This window comes from Dellaglioa sp. CoH-56-MRSF-11 (assembly GCF_056782135.1).
The window spans coordinates 309791-335027 of sequence record NZ_JBXAYE010000002.1 but is presented as its reverse complement, the minus strand read 5'-3'; the positions used below and the strand labels follow the sequence as shown (position 1 = coordinate 335027).

The 25237-nt window shown below is 34.0% G+C and carries 18 protein-coding genes; 15 read left to right on the top strand and 3 right to left on the bottom strand.

What is annotated here, in order from left to right; genetic code table 11:
• Positions 1 to 50 precede the first annotated feature (50 nt).
• From AC1RPT_RS03535 to lepA, 15 genes are all read left to right on the top strand, one after another.
• Positions 51 to 4394: a PolC-type DNA polymerase III gene (locus AC1RPT_RS03535; RefSeq protein ID WP_481761382.1), complete on the top strand. Its 4344-nt coding sequence runs from the start codon at positions 51 to 53 to the stop codon at positions 4392 to 4394.
• Between the two features lie 131 nt (positions 4395 to 4525).
• Positions 4526 to 4999, top strand: a complete 474-nt coding sequence (gene rimP, locus AC1RPT_RS03530; protein WP_409022452.1) for a ribosome maturation factor RimP — start codon at positions 4526 to 4528, stop codon at positions 4997 to 4999.
• A 29-nt stretch (positions 5000 to 5028) separates the two neighbouring features.
• Positions 5029 to 6105 carry a transcription termination factor NusA gene (gene nusA, locus AC1RPT_RS03525; RefSeq protein WP_409022453.1) on the top strand — a complete coding sequence of 359 codons (1077 nt, stop codon included), beginning with the start codon at positions 5029 to 5031 and terminating at the stop codon, positions 6103 to 6105.
• A 43-nt stretch (positions 6106 to 6148) separates the two neighbouring features.
• Positions 6149 to 6448, top strand: coding sequence for an RNase P modulator RnpM (gene rnpM / locus AC1RPT_RS03520; protein WP_409022454.1), 300 nt, complete (start codon positions 6149 to 6151; stop codon positions 6446 to 6448).
• Entirely contained in the window at positions 6438 to 6743 is a 306-nt protein-coding gene (locus AC1RPT_RS03515; RefSeq protein WP_409022455.1) for a L7Ae/L30e/S12e/Gadd45 family ribosomal protein, read from the top strand. Before rnpM ends, AC1RPT_RS03515 begins: the two co-directional genes overlap by 11 nt.
• Before the next feature lie 15 nt (positions 6744 to 6758).
• The gene (gene infB / locus AC1RPT_RS03510) at positions 6759 to 9086 is read left to right on the top strand and encodes a translation initiation factor IF-2 (protein ID WP_481761381.1); all 2328 of its coding nucleotides are present in this window, start codon (positions 6759 to 6761) and stop codon (positions 9084 to 9086) included.
• Positions 9087 to 9113: 27 nt separating this feature from the next.
• The gene (gene rbfA / locus AC1RPT_RS03505; RefSeq protein WP_409022457.1) at positions 9114 to 9467 is read left to right on the top strand and encodes a 30S ribosome-binding factor RbfA; all 354 of its coding nucleotides are present in this window, start codon (positions 9114 to 9116) and stop codon (positions 9465 to 9467) included.
• Positions 9468 to 9809: 342 nt separating this feature from the next.
• The gene (locus tag AC1RPT_RS03500; RefSeq protein ID WP_481761380.1) at positions 9810 to 11216 is read left to right on the top strand and encodes a tetratricopeptide repeat protein; all 1407 of its coding nucleotides are present in this window, start codon (positions 9810 to 9812) and stop codon (positions 11214 to 11216) included.
• A 157-nt stretch (positions 11217 to 11373) separates the two neighbouring features.
• Positions 11374 to 12279, top strand: coding sequence for a tRNA pseudouridine(55) synthase TruB (gene truB / locus AC1RPT_RS03495; RefSeq protein WP_481761379.1), 906 nt, complete (start codon positions 11374 to 11376; stop codon positions 12277 to 12279).
• A gap of 16 nt (positions 12280 to 12295) precedes the next feature.
• Positions 12296 to 13240, top strand: a complete 945-nt coding sequence (gene ribF, locus AC1RPT_RS03490) for a riboflavin biosynthesis protein RibF (RefSeq protein ID WP_481761378.1) — start codon at positions 12296 to 12298, stop codon at positions 13238 to 13240.
• Between the two features lie 154 nt (positions 13241 to 13394).
• Positions 13395 to 14438 (top strand): heat-inducible transcriptional repressor HrcA, encoded by a 1044-nt coding sequence (hrcA, locus tag AC1RPT_RS03485; RefSeq protein WP_409022460.1) that lies wholly within the window; start codon positions 13395 to 13397, stop codon positions 14436 to 14438.
• 17 nt (positions 14439 to 14455) lie between these two features.
• On the top strand, positions 14456 to 15052 hold the full coding sequence (gene grpE / locus AC1RPT_RS03480; RefSeq protein ID WP_481761377.1) for a nucleotide exchange factor GrpE: 597 nt from the start codon (positions 14456 to 14458) through the stop codon (positions 15050 to 15052).
• Positions 15053 to 15077: 25 nt separating this feature from the next.
• On the top strand, positions 15078 to 16913 hold the full coding sequence (gene dnaK / locus AC1RPT_RS03475) for a molecular chaperone DnaK (RefSeq protein WP_481761376.1): 1836 nt from the start codon (positions 15078 to 15080) through the stop codon (positions 16911 to 16913).
• Between the two features lie 125 nt (positions 16914 to 17038).
• Positions 17039 to 18178 (top strand): molecular chaperone DnaJ, encoded by a 1140-nt coding sequence (gene dnaJ / locus AC1RPT_RS03470; protein WP_481761375.1) that lies wholly within the window; start codon positions 17039 to 17041, stop codon positions 18176 to 18178.
• A 122-nt stretch (positions 18179 to 18300) separates the two neighbouring features.
• Positions 18301 to 20142 (top strand): translation elongation factor 4, encoded by a 1842-nt coding sequence (lepA, locus tag AC1RPT_RS03465; protein ID WP_481761374.1) that lies wholly within the window; start codon positions 18301 to 18303, stop codon positions 20140 to 20142.
• A 39-nt stretch (positions 20143 to 20181) separates the two neighbouring features.
• Here the strand turns inward: lepA and AC1RPT_RS03460 are convergent, their stop codons facing one another.
• From AC1RPT_RS03460 to gntK, 3 genes are all read right to left on the bottom strand, one after another.
• Positions 20182 to 22164: a cation:proton antiporter gene (locus AC1RPT_RS03460; RefSeq protein WP_481761373.1), complete on the bottom strand. Its 1983-nt coding sequence runs from the start codon at positions 22162 to 22164 to the stop codon at positions 20182 to 20184.
• Between the two features lie 112 nt (positions 22165 to 22276).
• Positions 22277 to 23629 carry a gluconate:H+ symporter gene (locus AC1RPT_RS03455; protein WP_481761372.1) on the bottom strand — a complete coding sequence of 451 codons (1353 nt, stop codon included), beginning with the start codon at positions 23627 to 23629 and terminating at the stop codon, positions 22277 to 22279.
• 21 nt (positions 23630 to 23650) lie between these two features.
• Positions 23651 to 25192, bottom strand: a complete 1542-nt coding sequence (gntK, locus tag AC1RPT_RS03450) for a gluconokinase (RefSeq protein WP_481761371.1) — start codon at positions 25190 to 25192, stop codon at positions 23651 to 23653.
• Positions 25193 to 25237: the final 45 nt, after the last annotated feature.

The following is a 25237-nucleotide window of genomic DNA, read 5'->3' as shown; positions in this document are numbered from 1 at the left end:
GAAAATTTTGACTCAGTCTCTTTTTCATTTTTAGAAAAGGAGTCAATCATTTGTCGCTTAATAATAAAGAATTATTCAATAAACTATTAGAACAAATTAATTTTCAATCAAGTGACCAACAAGATAGTGAAATATTGGATTTAATTGAAATTTCAACCGTAACTGTTCATGAAAAGTCAAAACTATGGGAATTCAAGCTAGTTGCCCCTAAAATTTTGCCATTTTCATTATTTAGTGACTTAGAAAATAAAATTGCAATTACATTTAAAGATATTGCAAAAACAAAAATAACTGTTCAAGTTGAGCAACCAGAATTAACAAACCAACTTTTAGGCGATTATTGGACATGGGCAGTTAAAAATAGTGAAGCTAATTCTTCGCTAGTACAAGAACTTTTTCATGGGAACGTCCCTTATCTTGATGATAGACGAGTGATGTTAATGGCTGAAAATGAAATTGTAAAAACGTTCTTAACAGGTCAAGCATTAGGACCAATTGAAACTGCGTATCAAATGGTCGGATTTCCACAGATAAATATTAATACATTATTAGATGAATCAAAATCACAAGAAAAAATAGAAGAAATTAGACAGCGAAAAGAATCTCAAGATGCCATAATGATGCAGAAGGCAACAGAAACTATTCAGAAACAAAATGAAAAGAAAAAGACTGATTCTCAAACTGTAATTAATGGACCTGTTCAAATGGGTAAAAAGATTAGTACAAAAGAGCCTGCAAAACGGATGGTTGAAATCATTGAAGAGGAACGCTCGGTTATTATTGAGGGATATATTTTCTCTAAGGAAATCCGGACGCTTAAGTCTGAAAGACAATTAATGATCATTAAAATGACGGATTATAGTTCATCCATGACCGTAAAAAAATTCTCTCGTAATGAAGAAGACGAAGCGATGTTTGCTGCTATTCAAGAAAAAGAATGGGTCAGAGTTCGTGGTGCAGTACAAGAAGATAATTTTATGCGAGATCTAGTGGTGAATGCTTACGATATTAATCAAGTCGACCACCCAAGCCGTCAAGAAACAGCTCCAGATGATGAACGACGTGTTGAATTACATTTACACTCAAATATGAGTCAAATGGATGCCACAAATTCAATTACGGATTATGTACAGCAAGCCAGTAAATGGGGACAAAAAGCAATTGCGATTACGGATCATTCTACCTTACAAAGTTTTCCTGAGGCTCATTCTGCTGGAAAGAAAAATAATATTAAAATTTTGTACGGTGTTGAGGCTAACGTTGTTGATGATGGTATTCCAATTGCTTTTAATGATAAGGATGTAAATCTAGAAGAAGCCACTTATGTTACTTTTGATACGGAAACAACGGGTTTATCTGCTCGATTTGATAAAGTTATTGAATTAGCTGCTGTTAAAATGACAAAGGGAAATGTCATTGAAGAATTTGATGAATTTATTGATCCAGGACATCATTTATCTGAAACAACAACTAATTTAACCTCAATTACGGATGAAATGGTTCATGGATCAAAATCTGAAGAAGAAGTTTTTAAATTATTTAGAGAATTTTCAGAAGGTAGTATTCTAGTTGCCCATAATGCTAGTTTTGATATTGGCTTTATGAATACTGGATATGAACGTCATGGCATGGAACCTATGCAAAATCCAATCATTGATACGTTAACGTTAGCAAGATTTTTACATCCCGAATTAAAAGGGTTTAGATTAAATACACTTTCCAAAAAATTCAATGTTAACTTGGAACATCATCATCGCGCTATTTATGATGCTGAGACAACTGGTCTTTTGTGTAATATCTTTATTAAAGATGCTAAGGAACGATTTGAAATAACGTCACATGTTCAATTGAATGATCATATGGGTGAGCATGATGCTTACAAACAAGCACGTCCATTCCATGTTACGTTACTTGCGACAACTCAAGCCGGACTTAAAAATATGTTTAAATTAGTTTCAACTTCGATGATAGATTATTTTTATCGGATGCCCCGCATCCCTCGAAGTGAGTTAAATAAATATCGTGAAGGTATTATCGTTGGTTCAGCGTGTGACTCAGGTGAAGTATTTACAGCAATGATGCAAAAAGGGATGGAAGAGGCTAAAGAAAAGGCTAAGTTTTATGATTACTTAGAAATTCAGCCTAAAGCATTATATGAACCTCTAATCCATCAAGAATTAATTAAGGATAATCAAAATTTAGAGGAAATTTTACAAAATATGGTTGATTTAGGACACGAAATGGATAAGCCGGTTGTTGCGACTGGAGATGTTCATTATATGAACCCTGAAGATAGTATTTATCGTAAAATTCTTGTTAATTCAATGGGTGGTGCTAATCCGTTAAATCGTTCTATTTTACCTGATGCACATTTTAGAACAACGAATGAAATGTTGGAAGGATTCCAATTTTTAGGTGCGGATGTTGCTAAAGAAATCGTTGTTACAAATACGAATTTAATCGCTAATATGATTGATGATGACATTTCTCCAGTTAAAGATCGATTATATGCACCGAAAATTGATGGCTCTGAAGAAGAAATTAAACAATTAACCTATAATCGCGCTCATGAACTTTATGGAGAAGAGTTACCTGAAACTGTGGTTAAACGTCTTGATAAAGAATTGACAAGTATCATTGATAATGAATTTTCAGTTATTTATTTAATTTCACAAAAATTAGTTCATAAATCTAACAAAGATGGTTATTTAGTAGGGTCCCGTGGATCTGTTGGGTCAAGTCTTGTTGCAACAATGACTGGAATAACAGAAATTAATCCATTACCACCTCATTATCGATGCCCTAAATGTAAATATACACATTTTTATGAAAAAGGTGAATATGGGTCTGGATTTGATTTACCAGACCAAGACTGTCCCAAATGTGGTACACCATTAGATAAAGATGGACATGATATTCCATTTGAAACTTTTCTTGGATTTTATGGTGATAAAGTTCCTGATATTGATTTGAATTTTTCGGGTGATTATCAAGCAATTGCGCATAATTATACGAAAGTTTTATTTGGGGAAGATTATGTTTTCCGTGCAGGAACAATTGGTACTGTTGCAGATAAAACGGCTTATGGTTATGTTAAGGGTTATGAACGTGATACTGGAGCAACGTTTAGAAATGCGGAGATAGATCGACTTGCTAAGGGGTCAACTGGCGTTAAACGGACGACCGGTCAACATCCTGGTGGTATCTTAGTTGTCCCTAACTATATGGATGTTTATGATTTTTCACCTATCCAGTATCCAGCAGATGACTCAACTTCCGAATGGAAAACAACCCATTTTGATTTCCATTCTATCCACGATAATATCTTGAAATTAGATATTTTGGGTCATGATGATCCAACCATGATTAGAATGTTACAAGATTTATCAGGAGTTGACCCAAAAACAATCCCTACGGATGATAAGGGCGTTATGCAAATATTCCAAGGGCCTGAAGTACTTGGTGTTACTAGCGACGAAATTTTCTCAAAAACAGGTACATTAGGTATTCCGGAATTCGGAACGAGATTTGTTCGAGGGATGCTAGAAGAAACAAAACCTAAAACATTTGCTGAACTATTAAAAATTTCTGGTCTATCACATGGTACAGATGTGTGGTTGGGAAACGCTGAAGAACTTATTTCTAATGGAACAATCACGATGCCGGAAGTTATTGGCTGTCGTGATGATATCATGATGGGGCTTATTCATATGGGTATGGAAGCTGGTAGCGCTTTTAATATTATGGAAGGTGTTCGAAAAGGAAAAGGTATCTCAGATGATTATCAAACTGAGATGAAAGCAGCAAAAATTCCAGATTGGTATATCGGAGCATGTTTAAAAATCAAGTATATGTTCCCTAAGGCACATGCTGCTGCGTATATTTTGATGGCCTTACGAATTGCATACTATAAAGTTTATTTTCCAATGTTATATTACTGTGCTTATTTCAGTGTTAGAGCAGATGATTTTGATTTAGTCGCAATGTCGCATGGTAAAGAAGCAGTGAAAAAAGCAATGAAAGATATTAATGATAAAGGGATGGATGCATCAACAAAAGAGAAAAATTTGTTGACGGTCCTTGAATTAAGCAATGAAATGCTTGAACGTGGCTTCCAATTTGGGATGATTGATTTGGATAAATCAGATGATTCAAATTGGATAATTGATGGTGATAAGTTAATTGCACCATTTAGAGCTGTACCAGGTCTTGGTAATAACGTTGCTAAGCAAATTATTGCTGCTCGTGAGGAACGCCCATTTTTATCTAAAGAAGATTTAGCTAAACGTGGTAAAGTTTCTAAGTCATTAATTGAGTATATGACTGAAAATAATGTTTTAAAAGCATTACCAGATGAAAATCAACTATCTATTTTTGATGATGTCTTTTTCTAAAAAGTGAGAACATAGCAGTTTGTTGATGTTTTCAGAAAATTATGCTATATTAAAGAAAGTATTTTGATATCTTGTTTGAGTGAGCAGCGATGCTCACTCTTTTTATTGGGAAAATGTAAGGAGGGTAACGTGTGAGTACTGTTATAGAGACTGTCACAGAGCTAGTTCAACCAATTGTTGATGAACAGAATATTGAATTGGTGGACATTGAATTTGTTAAAGAAGGCCCAAGTTGGTTTTTAAGAGTTTACATTGATAAACCTGAAGGCATTAAAATTGAAGAGTGTGTTGCTGTTAGTGATATTTTAAGTGAAAAATTAGATGAGATTAATCCTGATCCAATTCCACAAGCTTATTTTTTAGAGGTTTCATCACCTGGTGCTGAAAGACCTTTGAAAAAGGAAAAAGATTATGAAAGAGCTTTGAATGAATACGTTAATATTTCACTATATGAACCTATTAATAACGCTAAAATTTTTCAAGGTACCTTAACGGAATTAACAGCTGATGAATTAACAGTTGTTTATATGGACAAAACGCGTAAGAGAACGATCGTTATTCCTCGTCAAAAAATAGCTAAGGCGCGCTTAGCTATCAAATTTTAAGTAGCTTTTTATAAAGGAGTAAATTAAAGATGAGTAAAGAACTATTAAGTGCACTTACAGTGTTAGAAGAAGAAAAAGGTATTAAAAAAGAAGTTATTATTGATGCCATTGAAGCAGCATTAGTTTCTGCATACAAGCGTCATTACAATCAAGCACAAAATGTTGAAGTAGAGTTTGATTCAAAAAAAGGTAATATTACAGTTTATGCGGTTAAAGAAGTAGTCGAAGAAGTCTTTGATTCACGTCTTGAAGTTAGTTTGCAAGATGCTTTAGAGATTAATAAAGCATATGAAGTTGGCGATTCAATTCGATTTGAAGTTACACCTAAGGATTTTGGACGAATTGCTGCACAAACTGCTAAACAAGTTATCATGCAACGTGTTCGTGAAGCTGAACGTAGTATTGTTTATGATCAATATATTCAATATGAAAATGAAATCGTTAGCGGTGAAGTAGAACGTCATGATAATCGTTATATTTATGTTAATTTAGGTAAAGTGGAAGCTGTTTTAGCTAAGATTGATCAAATTCCTGGTGAAAGTTTTAATCCACATGATCGAATTAAAGTTTATATCACAAAAGTTGAGAATGCTGCTAAAGGCCCTCAAGTTTTTGTTAGTCGTTCACATCCTGACTTGCTAAAACGATTATTTGAACAAGAAGTTCCTGAAATATATGACGGAACAGTTGAAATTGTATCAATTGCTCGTGAAGCAGGTGACCGTGCTAAGGTAGCTGTTCGTTCGAATAATCCAGATATCGATGCTGTTGGTACTTGTGTTGGTCCTAAAGGACAACGTGTACAAACTATTGTTAATGAATTAAAAGGCGAAAATATGGATATTGTTGAATGGAATGAAGATCCTGCAAAATACATTGCTAATGCTTTGAATCCTGCAGAAGTTGTCAATGTTGTCTTTAATCCAGAAAATGATCATGCTTGTACTGTAGTTGTGCCAGATCACCAATTGTCATTAGCAATTGGTAAAAAAGGTCAAAATGCACGATTAGCTGCAAAATTAACAACGTTTAAAATTGATATTAAATCTGAATCTGATATGGTTAACAGTAGTGAAGAAAAAGAAGTTTCTGAAACAAACAAATAAGCCGATTAAAACTGATCGGTAATTGATTTGGAGGCAAATTAAAGTGATTAATCGTAAAATTCCAATGCGTAAAGATATCGTTACGGGTGAAATGAAACCTAAAAAAGAACTTGTTCGTGTTGTTAAGAATAAAGAAAATGAAGTATCTTTAGATCCAACAGGTAAGAAACCAGGGCGTGGCGCATATATTTTTCTTGATGTAGATGTGGCGAAGCAGGCTCAAAAAGAAAGAACATTCAATAAAGCATTCGGTATTAAGATTGACGAATCATTTTATGAAGAACTTGTCGAATATGTTGACCATCAGGTAGCTAGACGAGAATTATTTAAAGATGAAAAATAGTCAAAAATTCTTACAAATGCTAGGCTTGACCAGACGCGCAGGTATGTTGGTGACTGGTGAAGGACTAGTATTGAATGCTGTCAGGAAGAATAAAGCTAAATTGGTTATTCTTTCTGAAGATTGTGGACAAGCGACTTTAAAAAAAGTAACAGATAAGTGCAACAGCTATAATGTTAAATTATATGTTGGATTTTCAAAAGCCAGTTTAAGTGAGGCCGTTGGACAACAGCGCACAGTGTATGCTATTACCGATAAAGGTTTTAGCAGAAGGATGTGTGACTTAATGGATATATAGAAGGAGCATGCAAATATGGGAAAAAAAAGAATTTATGAATTAGCTAAAGAGCTAGAATTAAATACTAAAGATATTATTGATTTTGCAACGACAAAAGGTTTTGATGTTAAAAATCATATGTCAACTATTGGTGATAATGAAGAACGTCAGATTCGCGATAAATTTAAAAAGGGCGCTGCTAAAGTAGTTGCTGCAAAGAAAATGGTTGAAAAAACTGTATCTAATGCAACACCGAAAAAACCAGTAGCAAAACCTGTTGCAAAGAAACCAGCACAACCTGCTAAAACAACGAATAGTAAACCTGTTGCTCAAAAATCATCGCAGGTAGCTTCAAAACCAGTAGCAAGAACAACTAACGCTGCACCAAAGACAACAAATGAAAAGCCAGCAAATCGTCCTCAAAATAGTACACAATCAAGTGCTAGAACTGCTAATAATGGTAATGCTAATCAGCAAGGACGTTCGAGATTTAATAATAATAACCGTTATGGGAATAATCCTTATAACAAACGTAACAGAAATAAGAAAAACCGTCGTTCAACGACACCAAAACCACCTGTATCACCCAGAAAAGATAAACCATTACCAGAAATCTTATATTACAATGCTGCAACTAATGTTGCTGAAATTGCTAAAAAGATTCATCGTGAACCAGCAGAAATTATTAAAAAATTATTTATGTTAGGCGTAATGGTTAACCAAAATCAAACACTCGATACAGATACAATTGAAATTTTAGCAGCAGAATATGGTATTAAATCAGAAGCTAAAATCGATGTAGATGTTGCTGATATTGATAAAATGTTTGATGCAGAAATTAAAAATGAAGATAATCTTGTTTCAAGACCACCAGTTGTTACAATCATGGGACATGTTGATCATGGTAAGACAACCTTACTTGATAAATTACGTCATACACATGTTACTGATGGTGAAGCTGGTGGTATTACACAACATATTGGTGCTTACCAAGTAAAACATGATAATAAAACAATTACATTCTTAGATACACCTGGACATGCTGCATTTACAAATATGCGTGCTCGTGGTGCCGATATTACTGATATCACTGTTTTAGTTGTTGCTGCTGATGATGGGGTTATGCCTCAAACAATTGAAGCAATTAATCATTCTAAAGCAGCCAATGTACCTATTATTGTTGCTGTTAATAAAATGGATAAGCCCGGTGCTAATCCTGCTCATGTTACAGAACAATTGGCTGAATATGAATTAATTCCTGAAAGTTGGGGTGGTGATACTATTTTCGTTGAAATTTCAGCGAAAACAGGCACAAACCTTGATGAATTATTAGAAATGATTTTACTTGAAGCCGAAGTTCTTGAATTACAAGCAAATCCAAAACAAAAGGGTATTGGATCTGTTATTGAAGCTCGTCTTGATAAAGGCCGTGGAACAGTTGCTTCATTACTTGTTCAACAAGGTACGTTAAAAGTTGGTGATCCAATTGTTGTTGGTAATAGTTTCGGACGTGTCCGTACTATGACAAATGATAAAGGCCGTCAAGTTAATAAAGCTAAACCTGCTACACCAGTAGAAATTACTGGTTTGAATGATGTTCCAGGTGCTGGCGATCGTTTCGTTGTCTTTGATGATGAAAAAACTGCTCGTGCAGCTGGTGAAGAACGTGCTAAACGTGCTTTAACAAAAGAACGTGGAAATGTTACGCATGTAACACTTGATAACTTGTTTGATTCACTTAAAGAAGGCGAATTAAAAGAAGTTGCTGTTATTATTAAAGCAGATGTTCAAGGTTCAGTTGAAGCTCTTGCAGGAAGTTTGAAGAAGATTGATGTTGAAGGTGTTCGAGTTAATATCATTCATCAAGCAGCTGGTGCAATTACTGAAAGTGATGTTACTTTGGCAGAAGCAAGTAATGCTATCATTATAGGATTTAATGTTCGTCCAACACCTCAAGCTAAACTTCAAGCACAATCTGACGAAGTTGATATTCGCTTACATCGTGTTATTTATAACGCAATTGAAGAAATTGAAACGGCTATGAAGGGAATGCTTGAACCAGTCTTTGAAGAAAAAATAACTGGACAAGTTGAAATTCGTGAAACATATAAAGTTACAAAAGTTGGAACAATTGGTGGTGCTTACGTCACTGAAGGTTACATCGAAAGAGATAGCGGCGTTCGTTTAATTCGTGATGGTATTGTTATTTATGAAGGTAAATTAGCAAGCTTGAAACGCTTTAAAGATGACGCTAAAATTGTTAAACAAGGTTTCGAATGTGGTGTCATGATTGAAAAATACAATGACATTAGAGAAGGCGACCAAATTGAAGCCTACGTTATGGAAGAAGTTCCAGTTAAATAATTCATAACAACTATAGGAGGATATAAAATGACACAACATTACCGTGTAGGTCGTTTATCACAAGAAATTCAAAAAGAAGTTAATGATATTCTTTTAAAACGAGTGAGAGATCCTCGAGTTGAAGGTGTCACAATTACGGGAGTTAATGTAACTGGTGATTTACAACAGGCGACAATTTACTATAGTATATTGTCAAATATGGCATCAGATGCACAAAAAACACAACGTGGTTTGGAAAAAGCTTCTGGATTAATTCGTGGTGAACTTGGATCAAGATTATCAATTTATAAAACACCAGAATTGGTTTTTGTAAGAGATGAGTCAGTTCAATATGGTGATAAAATTGATCAATTACTTAAAAAGATAGATTCTGAATATTAAAATAAAAATCCTGATACCGTTTGTTGCTCTATTTAAACTGTTGTTGATGGATAACTTTATGAAGGTCCTAATCCTTAGTGATTAGGCCTTTTTTTCTCCTCATCAATGGAGATATTATCTTATAATATAATCATATCTTTTATTTTTAATAGTAATCAAGTAAAATTAGTTGTAAGTATTGGTATCTCATATCTTTGATTATATGGTGTAGTTGAATACTAATTCATTTGAAGAATTATGAATTTTTCTTATACCACTATTCAACAATCATTAGATAGTGTGGTAATTTCCTTTAAAAAATTAATTTAATTTTCAAAATATATATTAGAAAGAGGTACTAATTTGAATTCAGAGCAATATAAAGAATTATTAACTTCACAGTCAAAAGAAGTATTAATTCGATTACTAACAAAATATACTGAGAATAAATACGAAATAAAGAATGATATATTAGCTGATTTGGGATTTTTGGATGAAGAAGAAGAAATAGAAGATGCAAAGGAACGAATTCGAGAAATTATTTATGAAAATAGGAAACAAGGGTATGTTTCGTGGAGAGGATACGACAATATTAGTGAAGTAGTCGATAATCTGCTCTCTATTTGTGACGTGAGATTTAGTCAAAATTATTTAAAAGCACCTATGTTAATATTATTAGATTTATTAGAACAATTAGTAAAGGTCAGTGAGTATACAGAATTAGGGTTTATGATTGAGCAAGAGAGTATACTTTCTAAAATACGGATTTATGTAGAAAAACTGTCTGTTAAAGATGGGGCAGATGAAAAGAAAAAATTAATTGTTACGAATGTTATTCGATATGCTAAAAAAAATTTTTGGAATGAATGGGCGGTGAGTGATTTTGATTTACTCAGTCTCATTCTTCCTTTGCTAAATACAAAAAATACGGATAAAGTATTGAAAATTGCCGATAAAATTAGTACAAGATTTGATGAATATACACAACAAGATAGGAAAAGTAAATATTTATTATTTAAAATTAAATTGTTCTTCCAAGTAAATAAAATTAAAGAAGCAGAAGAAATTATTAATAATAATTTAGATATTGATGATGTTAGAATGTTTAAAGTTGAGTTAGCTGTTTCAAGAAAAGACTATGAAGTTGCAGAAAAATTAGTACTAAAAAAATTAATTACAGATAATGATAAAAATATTCAATATTTACAACCTTGGTATACTCGACTAGATACTATCTATGAGGAGACAAATCAAGTTCAAAAAAGAATTGAGTATTTAAAACAGGCATTATATAAAGGCAATGATTCCGATTATAAAAAATTAAAAAAGCTTTTAGTTGATAATGGATTTTGGAAAGCTGAATACCCTGATATTCTGAAAAACATTTCTAAAACACTTGATAATTGGCAACTTGCACAGATATTAGCAGATGAAAACGAAGCTACCATTTTGCTACAATTAATTAAAAAAAATCTGAATTTATTTATGAATTATGGAAAATATATTTACCCACTATATCCCAAAGAAGCTAACATGATGTTTGAAAGCATAGTTAAAGATTTAATAGTTAAAGCTAAAAATAGAAAAGACTATCAAAATATTGGCGATTATATTTTACGGTATAATAACTTTGGAGATGAGGAAGTAGCAATATCTCTTTGTGAGGGTTTGAAAAAGAAATATAAAAATCGGCCTGCACTACAAAAAGAAATGGATAACGTTATGGAAAGAATAAAAAATTATGATGTTTATGGGAAGTTTTGTGAATAATAACGTAGCTAAAACTGTTGGTAAATAGGTATTTAGGAATGATGATAGATAGTTATCTCTTAAATAGAAATTTCAATATTTATAAAAATTAGAATCGATATCCCTTGTTTTACTGATTATGATATACTGTTAAAAGTATATTAACGGAGGTAAGACAATGGACGGAATTATTCCACTATTCAAAGAACGTGGTATGACCAGTCATGATTGTGTTTTTAAGTGTCGTGGCATTTTTCAAACCAAAAAAGTTGGTCATTCAGGTACTCTTGATCCAAATGTTGATGGTGTTCTACCGATTTGTATTGGTAAAGCGACAAAAACAGTAAACTATTTGATGAATTCTGGCAAAGTATATGCGGGTGAAATAACACTTGGTTTCTCTACAGAAACTGAAGATTTAGATGGCGAAATAATCGAAGAAAAAGAGATTATAGATCCTTTCACATCGGAAGAAATTGATGATGTTATGAACCAGATGACAGGTACAATGATTCAAATTCCACCAATGTTCTCAGCTGTTAAAGTAAACGGACGTCGCTTATATGATTACGCTCGTAAAGGTGAAACAGTGGAACGTCCAGAAAGACAAATAACGGTGACTTCATTTATTCAAACGAAAGCTACAGAATATGATTTAGAAAATAAAAGACAAAAAATTTATTTTGAAGTTGCATGTGGAAAAGGGACCTATGTTAGGACGCTAGCTGTTGATCTCGGTAAAAAATTAGGTGTACCTGCAGTTATGTCCGACCTGACTAGACTGGAAAGCGGCGGTTTTAGAATTGATAAGGCGTTTACCCTGGACCAATTAAATGAGGCTAAAGTCAATGGGACGTTAGAATCGTTGTTATATCCAATTGATACAGCGCTAACATCATTTAAAAGGTATGAATTAACAACTGAACAGTGGCTTATTGTCCAAAATGGTGGATTTTTAGCAGTTGATTCGTTTAATAATGAGCCAACAGTTTCTCTAGTTTATGAAAATAAAATTAGATGTTTATACAGATTGAATAGTGAAAAAAATCGTTATCAGTCTGAGACAATGTTTGATTTAGGATAAAGGAAGATATTGGAACATGAAAGTTATTTATTTAACTGAACCGTATAACCCTAACGAAATTAGTAATGATTCTATTTCACTTGCTATGGGTTTTTTTGACGGTGTTCATTTAGGACATCAAAAAGTAATACAAGAAGCTAAGCAAAAAGCTAACGAAAAAAATATTAAACTTGCAGTAATGACATTTGATAAGCATCCGTCAGTACAATTTCAAAAAGCACCCGAACAAAGTGTAAAATATTTAACGTCTATGGAAAAAAAAATATTATTAATGAAGCAATTAGGCGTTGATATTTTTTATATTTTAACGCTAAATAATAGTTTAGCAAAAATGGAACCACAAGATTTTGTCGATAAATATATGGTTGCATTGCATGTAAAGGTAGTAGTTGCAGGATTTGATTATACGTATGGTAAAAAAGATATCGCAAATATGGATACACTACCTTTATATGCTAATCAAAAATTTGAAATTATTACTGTGCCTGAATTAGCGACGAATCATCAAAAGATAAGTTCATCTCGAATTAGAATGGAAATTGATAACGGACATATTAGCGATGTTAATAAGTTATTGGGCTATAAATATGAAACACTTGGTAAAGTTGTTCACGGTGAAGCTAGAGGTAGAGAACTTGGCTTTCCAACATTAAATTTAGAATTCAATGAACACATTCGAATTCCGGGACCCGGAATATATGTGACTAGCGTTCAGGTTGGTGATGTCTGGTATCGTGGGATGGCATCTATTGGCTACAACGTAACGTTTGGAAAAAATCGTGAATTAACGGTCGAAATAAATTTATTTGATTTCAACGAGATGATTTATGGCCAAATTGTTACGGTTCAATGGTTAGCATATTTGAGAAGTGAAGTTAAATTTGAAGGTATTCCTGGATTAATTACGCAATTAAATAAAGATAAAAAAAATACTAATACTTATTTTGACCAACACATATAAGTATTGGTTTAATGGCTGACTAAATAGGATATATTTAGTCAGCCATTTTCTTTAAAAAAGTGAGTGCATTCCTTGACAATAATCTCAACATTTAGTATATTAATAGTTGTCTTAGCACTCCATTGTGTTAAGTGCTAAAAAGAGGTGATTGATCATGCTAACAGAAAGACAAATGTTAGTGTTAGAAGCAATTGTCAGAGTATATACAGAGGTTGGTCAACCTGTTGGTTCTAAATCGGTCGTTGATTTTTTACCAATGCATGTAAGTTCAGCAACTATCAGAAATGAAATGGTGACATTGGAAAATAATGGGTTAATTAAAAAAACACATTCTTCTTCTGGTAGAATTCCTTCATTTTTAGGTTATCGATATTATGTTGATCACATTGTTAAACCCGGCGTTGTTCCAGCAGCGGAATTAGCGAATATTCAAAATTCTCTTGGTGTTCATTTTCAAAAGATTGATGAAATATTTGCAGAATCAACTAAGATTCTTTCGGACTTAACAAATTATACAGCGATTTCTTTACGACCTGAAACAATGGAAAGTCGTCTCGAAGGTTTTCGATTAGTACCATTAGGAAATCATCGAATTATGGCTATTCTTGTGATGAGTAGTGGCGTTGTTGAGAATCAGACATTCAGTATTCCTAAATCGATTAACGGATCAGATTTAGAAGCCGTAACAAGGTTGTTGAATGACCAATTAATTGGGTTGTCATTAGCTGAAATTTCTAAGAAGTTAAGAACAAGTATCCCAGTTATGTTGGTTAATTATATGCGTAGGCCAGCTGGTATTTTAGATATTTTTGGTAATATTTTAAAGCAGGCAGCACGTGAACAAGTTTTTGTTGGCGGTAAATCTAATATATTAGATTTTGCTACCGATAGTAACGTGGATGAATTAAAATCATTATATGATTTAGTAGACACATCAAATAACAAGAATATTGGTGAATTAATTGGAATTCAAGGTAAACCTATTCAAATTAAAATTGGTGAGGAATTAACGAACCAATTACTTGATAACTATAGTCTTATATCAGCTAGTTATGATGTTAGTGACCATGGTCAAGGGGTTATCGCATTATTGGGTCCTACAAATATGCCATATTCAAAAATGATTGGTTTATTAGATGCATTTAGTGATGAGCTTGCTAAAAAATTGTTAGATTATTATCAACAATTTGATAAATAAGAAAAGGGGTGTTGTGTGTGGTTAAAGATGCCAAAGAAGATTTAGTTGAAGAAGATGTTACACAAGAGCAACATCAGTCTAGTGAAGCAACTAATCAAAATGAGAAAAAAAGTTCTGTTACTGATAAAGTAAAAGAAAAATTTAGTAAAAAGCCTTCTGATGCAGATAAATTAGTTGAGTTACAAGCTAGTTTAGACACAATGGAAGATAAATATTTACGAGCAGAAGCCGAAATGGCAAATATGAATACACGCTTTAAGAAAGAACAAGAACAACTCTTAAAGTATAGCGGGCAATCATTAGCTAAAGATGTTCTACCAGTTATCGATAATTTGGAACGAGCATTGGCAATTGAGGTTGACACTGAGAGTGGCGAACAACTTAAAAAAGGTATTGAATTAGTTTATAAAGATGCACAAAAAGCATTAACTAATAATGACGTTATAGAAATTGCAACTGATGACGTTACTTTTGATCCAAATGTTCACCAAGCAGTTCAAACAGTTCCAGCTTCTGATGATCAAAAAGCAGATACAATTGTTCAAGTCCTTCAAAAAGGATATAAATTAAAAGATAGAGTGTTACGTCCAGCAATGGTCGTTGTCGCTCAATAATAATATAAGAAGAGGTAGATAAATTATGGCAAAAATTATAGGAATTGATTTAGGAACAACTAACTCAGCTGTTGCTGTGTTAGAAGGTAAAGAAGCAAAAATTATTACAAACCCAGAAGGAAATCGTACAACACCATCTGTTGTTTCATTTAAAGATGGCGAAACTCAAGTTGGTGAAGTTGCTAAACGCCAAGCAATCACAAACCCTGATACTGTTGCATCAATTAAACGTCACATGGGAGAAGAAGGCTACAAAGTAGATATTCAAGGAAAATCATACACACCACAAGAAGTTTCTGCTATGATTTTACAATACATCAAAGAATATTCTGAAGCTTACTTAGGCGAATCAGTAACACAAGCTGTTATTACAGTTCCTGCTTACTTTAACGATTCACAACGTCAAGCTACAAAAGATGCTGGTAAAATTGCCGGTTTAGAAGTTGAACGTATTGTTAACGAACCTACTGCTGCTGCTTTAGCATATGGTCTTGAAAATACTGAAAAAGATGAAAAAATCCTTGTATTCGATTTAGGTGGTGGTACATTTGATGTTTCTATCCTTGAATTAGGTGATGGTGTCTTTGAAGTACTATCAACAAACGGTGATACTAAACTTGGTGGAGATGATTTTGATCAAAAAATCATGGACTGGTTAGTTGAGACCTTCAAAAAAGAAAATGGTATTGACTTATCAAAAGATAAAATGGCAATGCAACGTCTTAAAGATGCTGCTGAAAAAGCTAAAAAAGATGTATCTGGTGTTACTAGTGCACAAATTAGCTTACCATTTATTACAGCCGGTGCTGCTGGACCTTTACATTTAGAAGCAACATTATCACGTGCAAAATTTGATAATCTTACACAAGACTTAGTTGAACGTACACGTATTCCAGTTCAAAATGCTTTAAAAGATGCTGGATTAACAAATGCTGATATTGATCAAGTTATCTTGGTTGGTGGTTCAACACGTATTCCTGCTGTTCAAGCATTAGTTGAAAAAGAAACAGATCACAAACCTAACCAATCAGTTAACCCTGATGAAGCTGTTGCACTTGGTGCTGCAATTCAAGGTGGTGTCATTACTGGTGATGTTAAGGATGTTGTTTTACTTGATGTAACACCACTTTCATTGGGTATTGAAACAATGGGTAGCGTCTTTACTAAGTTAATTGATCGTAATACAACGATCCCAACAAGCAAGTCACAAACGTTCTCAACAGCTGCAGATAACCAACCTGCCGTTGATATCCATGTCTTACAAGGTGAACGTCCAATGGCTACTGATAATAAAACATTAGGCCGTTTCCAATTAAATGATATTCCTGCTGCACCTCGTGGAATCCCTCAAATTGAAGTTAAATTTGATATTGATAAAAATGGTATTGTTAACGTTTCTGCTAAAGATTTAGGCACAAACAAAGAACAAAAAATTACAATCAAGAGTTCAGGTGGTCTTGCAGAAGACGAAATCGAACGCATGGTTAATGAAGCTAAAGAAAACGAAGAAGCAGATAAGGCACGTAAAGAAGAAGTTGATTTGAAGAATGAAGTTGATCAATTATTATTCTCAGTTGATAAAACTTTGGAAGAATTAAAAGGTAAAGTAACTGAAGAAGAAATTAAATCTGCTGAAGATGCTCGTGATGCTTTGAAGAAAGCTCAAGAAGATAACAATGTTGAAGATATGAAAGTTAAGAAAGATGAATTGAATAAAATTGTTCAAGACTTAACTGTTAAATTGTATCAACAAGCACAAGAAGCTCAAGGTGAAGCTGGTGCTGAAGGCACGGCTAAAGACCCTAAAGATGAAACTGTCGATGGTGACTTCGAAGAAGTTAACCCTGAAGATAAGAAGTAATCTTTACTAAATTTTGAGTGTGATAGAAAGTCAAAGGCCTTTGGGACTTTGGCTTTTTATTTCATGTTAGACATGTTATCCTATTTAGAGCAATAAAAACCAAAAAGGTTATTCGGAGGTACGGAATGGCAGAGAACAAAGATCCATATAATGTACTTGGTGTGACTAAAGATTCGTCACCTGAAGAAATAAAAAAAGCGTATCGTAAGTTATCTAAACAATATCATCCGGATATTAATAAGGATGCTGGTGCCGAAGATAAATTTAAAGAAATCACTGAAGCATATGAAACAGTTGGTGATCCACAAAAGAAAGCTGAATACGATCAATATGGTTCAGCTGGGTCTCAAGGTGGTGCTTACCGAGGATTTGGTGGTCAAGGACAACAAGGTGGATTTGGCGGCGGTGGATTTGAAGATATTTTCAGTTCATTTTTCGGCGGTGGTGGTGCTTCCCAAGATCCAACCGCTCCACGAGCAGGTCGTGATTTGCAATACGAGATGACATTGACATTTAATGAAGGTGTTTTTGGTAAAGAATCAACAATTAAATACAATCGTAAAAGTCTATGTGCTACTTGTTCTGGTTCTGGAGCAAAACCTGGAACTTCTCCAATTACATGTCATAAATGTGGTGGTCGAGGTACTATCCAAGTTGAGCGTCGTACGCCACTTGGAAACATGATGACTGAACAAGAATGTGATATTTGTCATGGTACAGGTAAAGAGATTAAAGAAAAATGTGATACATGTCATGGATCAGGCCATATTGATGAAAGACATGAAGTTAAAGTAACTGTTCCTGCTGGTGTTGAAGATGGTCAACAGATGCGTCTTCAAGGACAAGGTGAATCTGGTGAAAATAGTGGACCTTATGGAGATTTATACATTATCTTTAGAGTTCAGGCTAGTGGCACATTTGACCGTGAAGGTCCTGATATTTACATTGATGTTCCAATTAGCTTTGTCCAAGCTGCATTGGGCGACGAAGTAACGGTTCCAACCGTTCATGGAGATGTAAAAATGAAGATTCCCGCTGGAACACAGACTGGAACGACTTTCAGATTACGTGATAAGGGTGCGCCTAAATTACATGGTAAGGGTAATGGTGATCAAGAAGTGACGGTTAATATTGAAACACCTCGTAATCTTAAAAAAGAACAAAAAGATGCTTTGAAAGAATTTGCTACAGCTAGCGGTAAAAACGTTGTTGGCGAAGGTAATTTATTTGATAAGTTAAAAGATCAATTTAAAAATAAGAAATAAAGTTAAAAATAGAATCGTCTTCTAAGATGATTCTATTTTTTTGTATGCGAACTGTAATTGTGTTTAGTAGCGTTGATTGTTATAATCAGAAGAGATAGAAACAAGAAAGTAGGACGCTATTAATGGATTTTGAAGAAATGCAAGATAGACAAAAACATATTCGAAACTTTTCGATTGTAGCACATATTGATCATGGAAAATCCACACTTGCGGATCGTATCCTCGAGATGACTGATACAGTTACTAAACGTGAGATGCAAAATCAATTACTCGATTCGATGGATCTTGAACGAGAACGTGGAATTACAATTAAATTAAATGCGGTTGAATTACATTATCTTGCTAAAGATGGTGAAACATATATCTTTCATTTAATTGATACACCAGGACATGTTGATTTCACTTATGAAGTTTCAAGGAGTTTGGCGGCTTGTGAAGGTGCTGTACTTGTTGTAGACGCTGCTCAAGGTGTTGAGGCACAGACACTCGCAAACGTTTATTTAGCGATTGATGATGATTTGGAGATTTTACCAGTTATTAATAAAATTGACTTACCATCTGCTAATGTTGAAATGGTAAAAAAAGAAATTGAAGATGTTATCGGATTAGATGCCTCTGATGCCGTTCTGGCAAGTGCTAAAAATGGTATTGGTATTGAAGAGATGCTGGAACAGATTGTAACGAAAATTCCTGCACCAAATGGTGATTTAAAAAAACCATTGAAAGCTTTAATTTTTGATTCAATCTATGATAGTTACCGTGGCGTTGTTTTGAGTATTCGGGTGGTTGACGGTGTTGTAAAACCTGGCGACACAATTGAATTAATGAATAGTAAGAAAAAATATGAAGTGACTGAAGTTGGGGTTATGTCACCCAAAGCAGTTAATCGTGATTTTTTAATGGCCGGAGATGTTGGGTATGTTACAGCGGCAATTAAAGATATTCGAGATACACGAGTTGGTGATACAGTAACTTCAGCTGACAATCCAGCAACTGAAGCACTAGATGGTTACCGTGCAATTAATCCTATGGTTTATTGTGGGTTATATCCCGTAGATAATTCAAAATATAATGAATTACGTGAGGCACTTGAAAGATTACAATTAAATGATGCTGCTTTACAATTTGAACCAGAAACGTCACAAGCACTAGGATTTGGGTTCCGTTGTGGATTTTTAGGGTTATTACACATGGATGTTGTCCAAGAGCGGTTAGAACGTGAATCTGGGTTAGATTTGATTACAACGGCACCATCTGTAATTTATCATGTTGATTTAACTGATGGTGAGAAAATAATTGTTTCTAACCCTTCTGAAATGCCAGAACCATCATCAATTAAGCAAATTAACGAACCTTATGTGAAAGCAAGTATTATGGTACCTAATGAATATGTTGGAGCAGTCATGGAACTTTGTCAAAAAAAACGTGGTGTTTTTGAGACGATGGATTACTTAGATGAATTCCGTGTAAATATTATTTATCATATGCCTTTATCAGAAATTATCTTTGATTTCTTTGATAAATTAAAATCTAATACACGTGGATATGCATCCCTGGATTATGAAGAAGAGGGTTACCGTCCAAGTGATTTAATTAAAGTTGATATCTTGTTGAATGGTGAAGCAGTTGATGCATTGAGTTTTATTGTTCATCGTGATTTTTCTTTTGAACGTGGAAAAGGTATCGTCAATAAATTAAGATCATTAATTCCGCGCCAAATGTTTGAAATTCCAGTTCAAGCTGCTGCTGGACAAAAAATTATTGCAAGAACAAATATTAAAGCATACCGTAAGGATGTTACAGCTAAATTGTATGGTGGAGATCGAACACGCCGTATGAAACTTTTGGAAAAACAAAAAGCTGGTAAGAAACGAATGAAACAAGTTGGTAATGTTGAGATTCCACAAGAAGCATTTATGGCAGTCTTGAAAATTGATGAAGATGAAGAATCTAAGAAAAAATAAGTAAAAACGACAACCGGAAAAGTCTGGTTGTCGTTTTTTTTATGATAAGTATGCTTCATTATTTTGCATGTAAACCATCTCATCGTATGAAATTTGTTCTCTTAACAGATTTGCCGTTGCAGGGGTGATTAATTTTTGTTCTAATTGAAGTTGAACAAAATTATATTCTAATTGAAAGGCATTTATAAAAATATTATTTTGTAAGATAAGTTCAGTCTCATTTGAAAACATTCTTCTGTGTCTAACTGATAAAAATTGTCTAACCAGAGTAACGGCCATTGAATTGTCAACAGTGGTAATAGAGGTTAAATAAGTAATTGCTGCCTGATAACTAGATTCCTCCATTAAAATAAAGTCATCTTTTGTATTATTATAATATTTTTTGAAAGTATTTTTTTGATTTTCAGTAACCTGAGATAGCGCTTTTTCGCCTTTCTTAATAGCAAAATGTTTAAATAAATGAAGTGAATAGAATTTCAAGTGTATTATGAGATGTTTAAGTGAAAATCCACGGGTTGATTGATAAGTTGTAGCAAGATACTTTTCGTACCAAGAACCAGTTTTTTCAGAAACCTGACCACTCGATAATAATTCATGCAAAATATTTTCTTCAATTTCTTGTGTTTTTTCTAATAGGTCATAAAAATCACTCTTTTTAGGCCGTTTTAAAAAATTTTGTTGGTTATATAGCGTTTCAATTACTGTTTGTCTTTCTGGACTAGGAATATTTGTGACATTAAGTTGTTCAACAGTGTAAATAACCATCTTAGAACGAATTTCACCAATATTTTCTAAAATAGTAATCTCATTCTTTTTGGTAATTAAGTGCGGTAGTAGGAAAGTAGGAACTAACATGCTAATTAATATAACTAATGCAGCTATAAAAATGATTTCATTTCTCATAGGGAATTCAATTCCTGAAACAGTTACTAATGGTAATGAGTATGCCATGGATAGTGTAATTGTTCCGTGAATTCCACTTAGGGCAAATGTAAAATCGTCTTTTGTTGATAAATTTTTTAATAGGAAGTGGGACCATAGAAAACGCATTAGTGTCATAATAAAGTAAATACCAATACTAATAACAAGTAAAATTAGTGAATTAAATCCTGAGCTTTTTAATAAATCCGAGGTAACAGTAGGCAATGTTAAACCTAGAACTACAAAAACAAACCCATTTAAAGCATCTGTAAGTACTTTCCAAATACTACTTGATATAAATTGTAATTTAGTTGAAGATAACCGTAAACGATCTTTTTGAACACCATGAATTAAACCGGCAGCAACGACTGCTAAAATACCTGAACAACCTAATTCTTCAGATATAAAATAAATTAAAAAAGGAGTTATTATTTCAATTGGAATCATAATTGCTGTATCTTCGATGTGCCAATTTAGTAACGTTAACCTTATTTTAACGAATACTAATCCTAAAAATGCACCAATTAAGAGTCCACCAAAAAATGATGTGCTAAAAGCACTTAGACCTTCGTTCATAGAAAAAGTACCTGAAGAGAAAGCAGTTAATGCTAAACTAAGACCAACAATACCAGATGCATCATTAAACAAGGATTCATTTTCCAATATATTCATCATTGACTCAGGAATCGGTAAATTTTTTGTCACTGAAGATACTGCTACTGTATCTGTGGGTGTGACAATCGCTGCTAACGCAAATGCTAAGGCAAGTGATAAATCAGGTAAGACTGAGTGAACTAAAAACCCAGTGACAATTATTGTTGCACCAACTAAAATGATGGCTAATGAAAGCGTCGTTAAAATATTTCTAGCTAATGCTCTTCTAGATGTATTTTGGGCTTCATTGAAAATAATAGGTGCAACGATTATCATAAAAAATAATTCTGGGTTAAGTTCGAAATGTTGGAAATTTGGTAATAAAGAAAGCGCTAATCCTATACCAATTTGATAAAAAGCTTGTGGAACTTTTGGAAACTTAACAGCAATCACATTTGCGATAACCACGCCACCAAGTAATAATAAGATAGCAGATAGTGAATCCATAATATTGCCTCCAATAATTTCAATTTAGAATGGTGTCTATTTTAACACATGTCTAAATTTAACAACATAATAAAAGGCTAAGTTATCTAAAATAACTTAGCCTTTTATTAATTTATACGAATAAGTTAATAAGCATAACACCACCGAGCCCTGAAACAGAGACGACTGTTTCAAGAACGGTCCACGTTGCGAGTGTTTCTTTAACGGTTAGATCAAAATATTCTTTAATCATCCAGAAACCAGCATCGTTTACGTGAGATGCAATTAAACTACCTGAACCAATGGCGATAACCATTAATGCAGGATCAACGCCTGACCCAGCTATTAAACCACTGACTAGACCGGCAGCTGTTAATGCAGCAACTGTTGCAGAACCAAGAGAAATTCTAAGAAGTGCAGCAATTAACCAGCCTAACAATAATGGTGATAACGATGAGGATTCAAACATTCTTGAGATAACATCTGCGACACCACCATCAACAAGAACTTGCTTAAATGCACCTCCACCACCAATGATTAAGAGTAGCATTGCAATTTGTTTAATGGCAACTTCAAGAGAAGCCATAATATCTTTGACTGGGATCTTTCGGGCAATACCCATTGAATAGATAGCGAACAGAAGGGAGAGCAGCATGGCAACGCCAGGAGACCCAACGAACATGAAAAAGGAATCTATAGAGTTAGGGTTCTTTGGTGTTATCCCTTTATTAATAATCATGTCGTAAACTGTTGAAATAGCCATAATTACAACGGGAAATAAAGATGTCAAAGTACTCATTGCAAAACTAGGTGTATCTTCAAGTTTAAATTCTTTTTGTGTTCCTAATGCGCTTAAATTTCCTTTTTGCTTAAATGCCGAAGGAATATATTTTTTTGCAATCATAGCGAAAAGTGGACCGGCAATCAATGTTACCGGAATAGCTAATAGTAATCCGTAAATAAGAACCATCCCTACATTAGCATTTAGTGCTGATGCAATTGCAGTTGGGGCGGGGTGAGGTGGTAAAAAGCCATGAGTAACTGAAAGTGCAGCTGCCATGGGAATCCCAAGATATAAAACTGAAATTCCTAATTCCGTAGCAATCGCAAAAACGATTGGGATCAATAAAACAATACCAACTTCGAAAAATAATGCAATACCAATAATGAATGATGCAAGTACGACTGCTAATTGAATCCATTTTCGACCAAATCGGTTAATTAAAGTAGTCGCAATCCGATAAGCACCACCTGAATCAGCAACCAGTTTACCTAGCATAGCACCAAAACCGAAGACTAAGGATAAATGACCTAATTGACTACCAATACCATTTTCGATAGAAGTCGTGATTTTATCTAAAGGCATCCCTAATCCAATGGCAACAACAAATGATGTGATAATTAATGAAACAAATGTATTTAATTTAAATTTAATGATTAATAAAAGTAAAAAGAGAATCCCAATAAAAACAATTAAAAGTGGCATAGTAACTTTCCCCCAATGAAACTAGATTTGATGATAATGTTTCCGCTGGAAATCAGCAATATTTTTATATTCAGCGCTTAATGACCTACTTACTCGAACAAATATAGGTAATAGCTCACGATATACTTCAAAGTTTTCTTTTTGTGGTTGGTGGACATGCATGGAACCAATCATATTTTCAACAGCAGATAGATCAGCAATTAAATGTAAACTTTGCATTCCTAAGACAGCTGCGCCAAGACAAGAACTTTCAAAACTTTCAGGAATTGTAACTTCTTGTTCAAAAATATCGGCTAATAATTGTCGCCATAAAGATGATTGGGCAAAACCACCTGTTGCTTGGATTCTAGTGGGTTTCCCAGCAATTTCAGTTAGTGCTAACATGACCATGTCTAAATTGAAAACGATCCCTTCAAGTACAGCTCGAGCCATATGCGCACGTGTATGTTGACGTGTTAAACCAAAGAATGAACCTCTAGCATTAGCATCCCAGAGTGGTGCCCGTTCGCCACCAAGATAGGGGTGGAAGAGGAGTCCATCGGAACCGGCAGGAACCTTTTCTGCAATTTGAGTGATGACTTCATAGGGATCAATTTTCATTTGTTCAGCAGTAATTTTTTCGGGTGTAAATATCTCATCGCGCAACCAGCGGAAGACGATACCGCCATTGTTAACTGGCCCACCAATGACCCATTTATTTTTGGCGAGCGCATAACAGAATAGTCTACCTTTAGGATCTGTAACAGGGTGATCGATAACCATTCTAACGGCACCACTCGTACCAATTGTGACAGCCGCAACACCCGGTTCGATAGCATTAACACCAAGGTTTGATAGAACACCATCACTTGCACCAACAATAAAAGGAACATCACGTTGGATACCAGTTATTTTAGAAAATTCAGTATTTAGTCCGGATAGTTGGTACGTTGTTTCAACTAGTTCTGGTAACTGTTCAGGTGTGACACCAGTTACAGATAATGCTTGCTTATCCCAATCTAAATTAAAAATATTGAATAAGCCTGTAGCTGACGCTAAAGAATGATCAATAACAAGTCGATCAAATAATTGATATAAAATATAATCTTTAATACCAACAAAATAGGCTGCCTGATTAAATAAATCTGGTTTATCATTCTTTAACCAAATTAGTTTTGATAATGGTGACATAGGATGAATAGGTGTTCCAGTTTTGAGATAAATTTCATGACCAACACCTGATTCATTTAAATCATCACTCCACTTGCTAGCTCTGTTATCAGCCCAAGTAATCGATCTAGTTAACGGTTTATGATTTTTATCAAGTAGAATTAAACTGTGCATGGCAGCTGAAAATGAAACGCCTTTTAAATCAGTGGGGCGTAAGTTCGCTTTTTTATTGACCTCAGTGATTGCTTTTGTTACAGCAGCATAAATTTCATCAGGATCTTGTTCAGCCATCCCATTTTCTTCTTGATAAAGTGAGTAACCAATATTAGCGTATTCAATTACGGTACCTTTAAGATCGTATAAAACTGCTTTCGTGCTTGTTGTTCCAATATCAACACCGATTATATGTGGCATAGTGATCTCCCTTGAATAAATAGTAGTATGAATAATAAAGTTTAT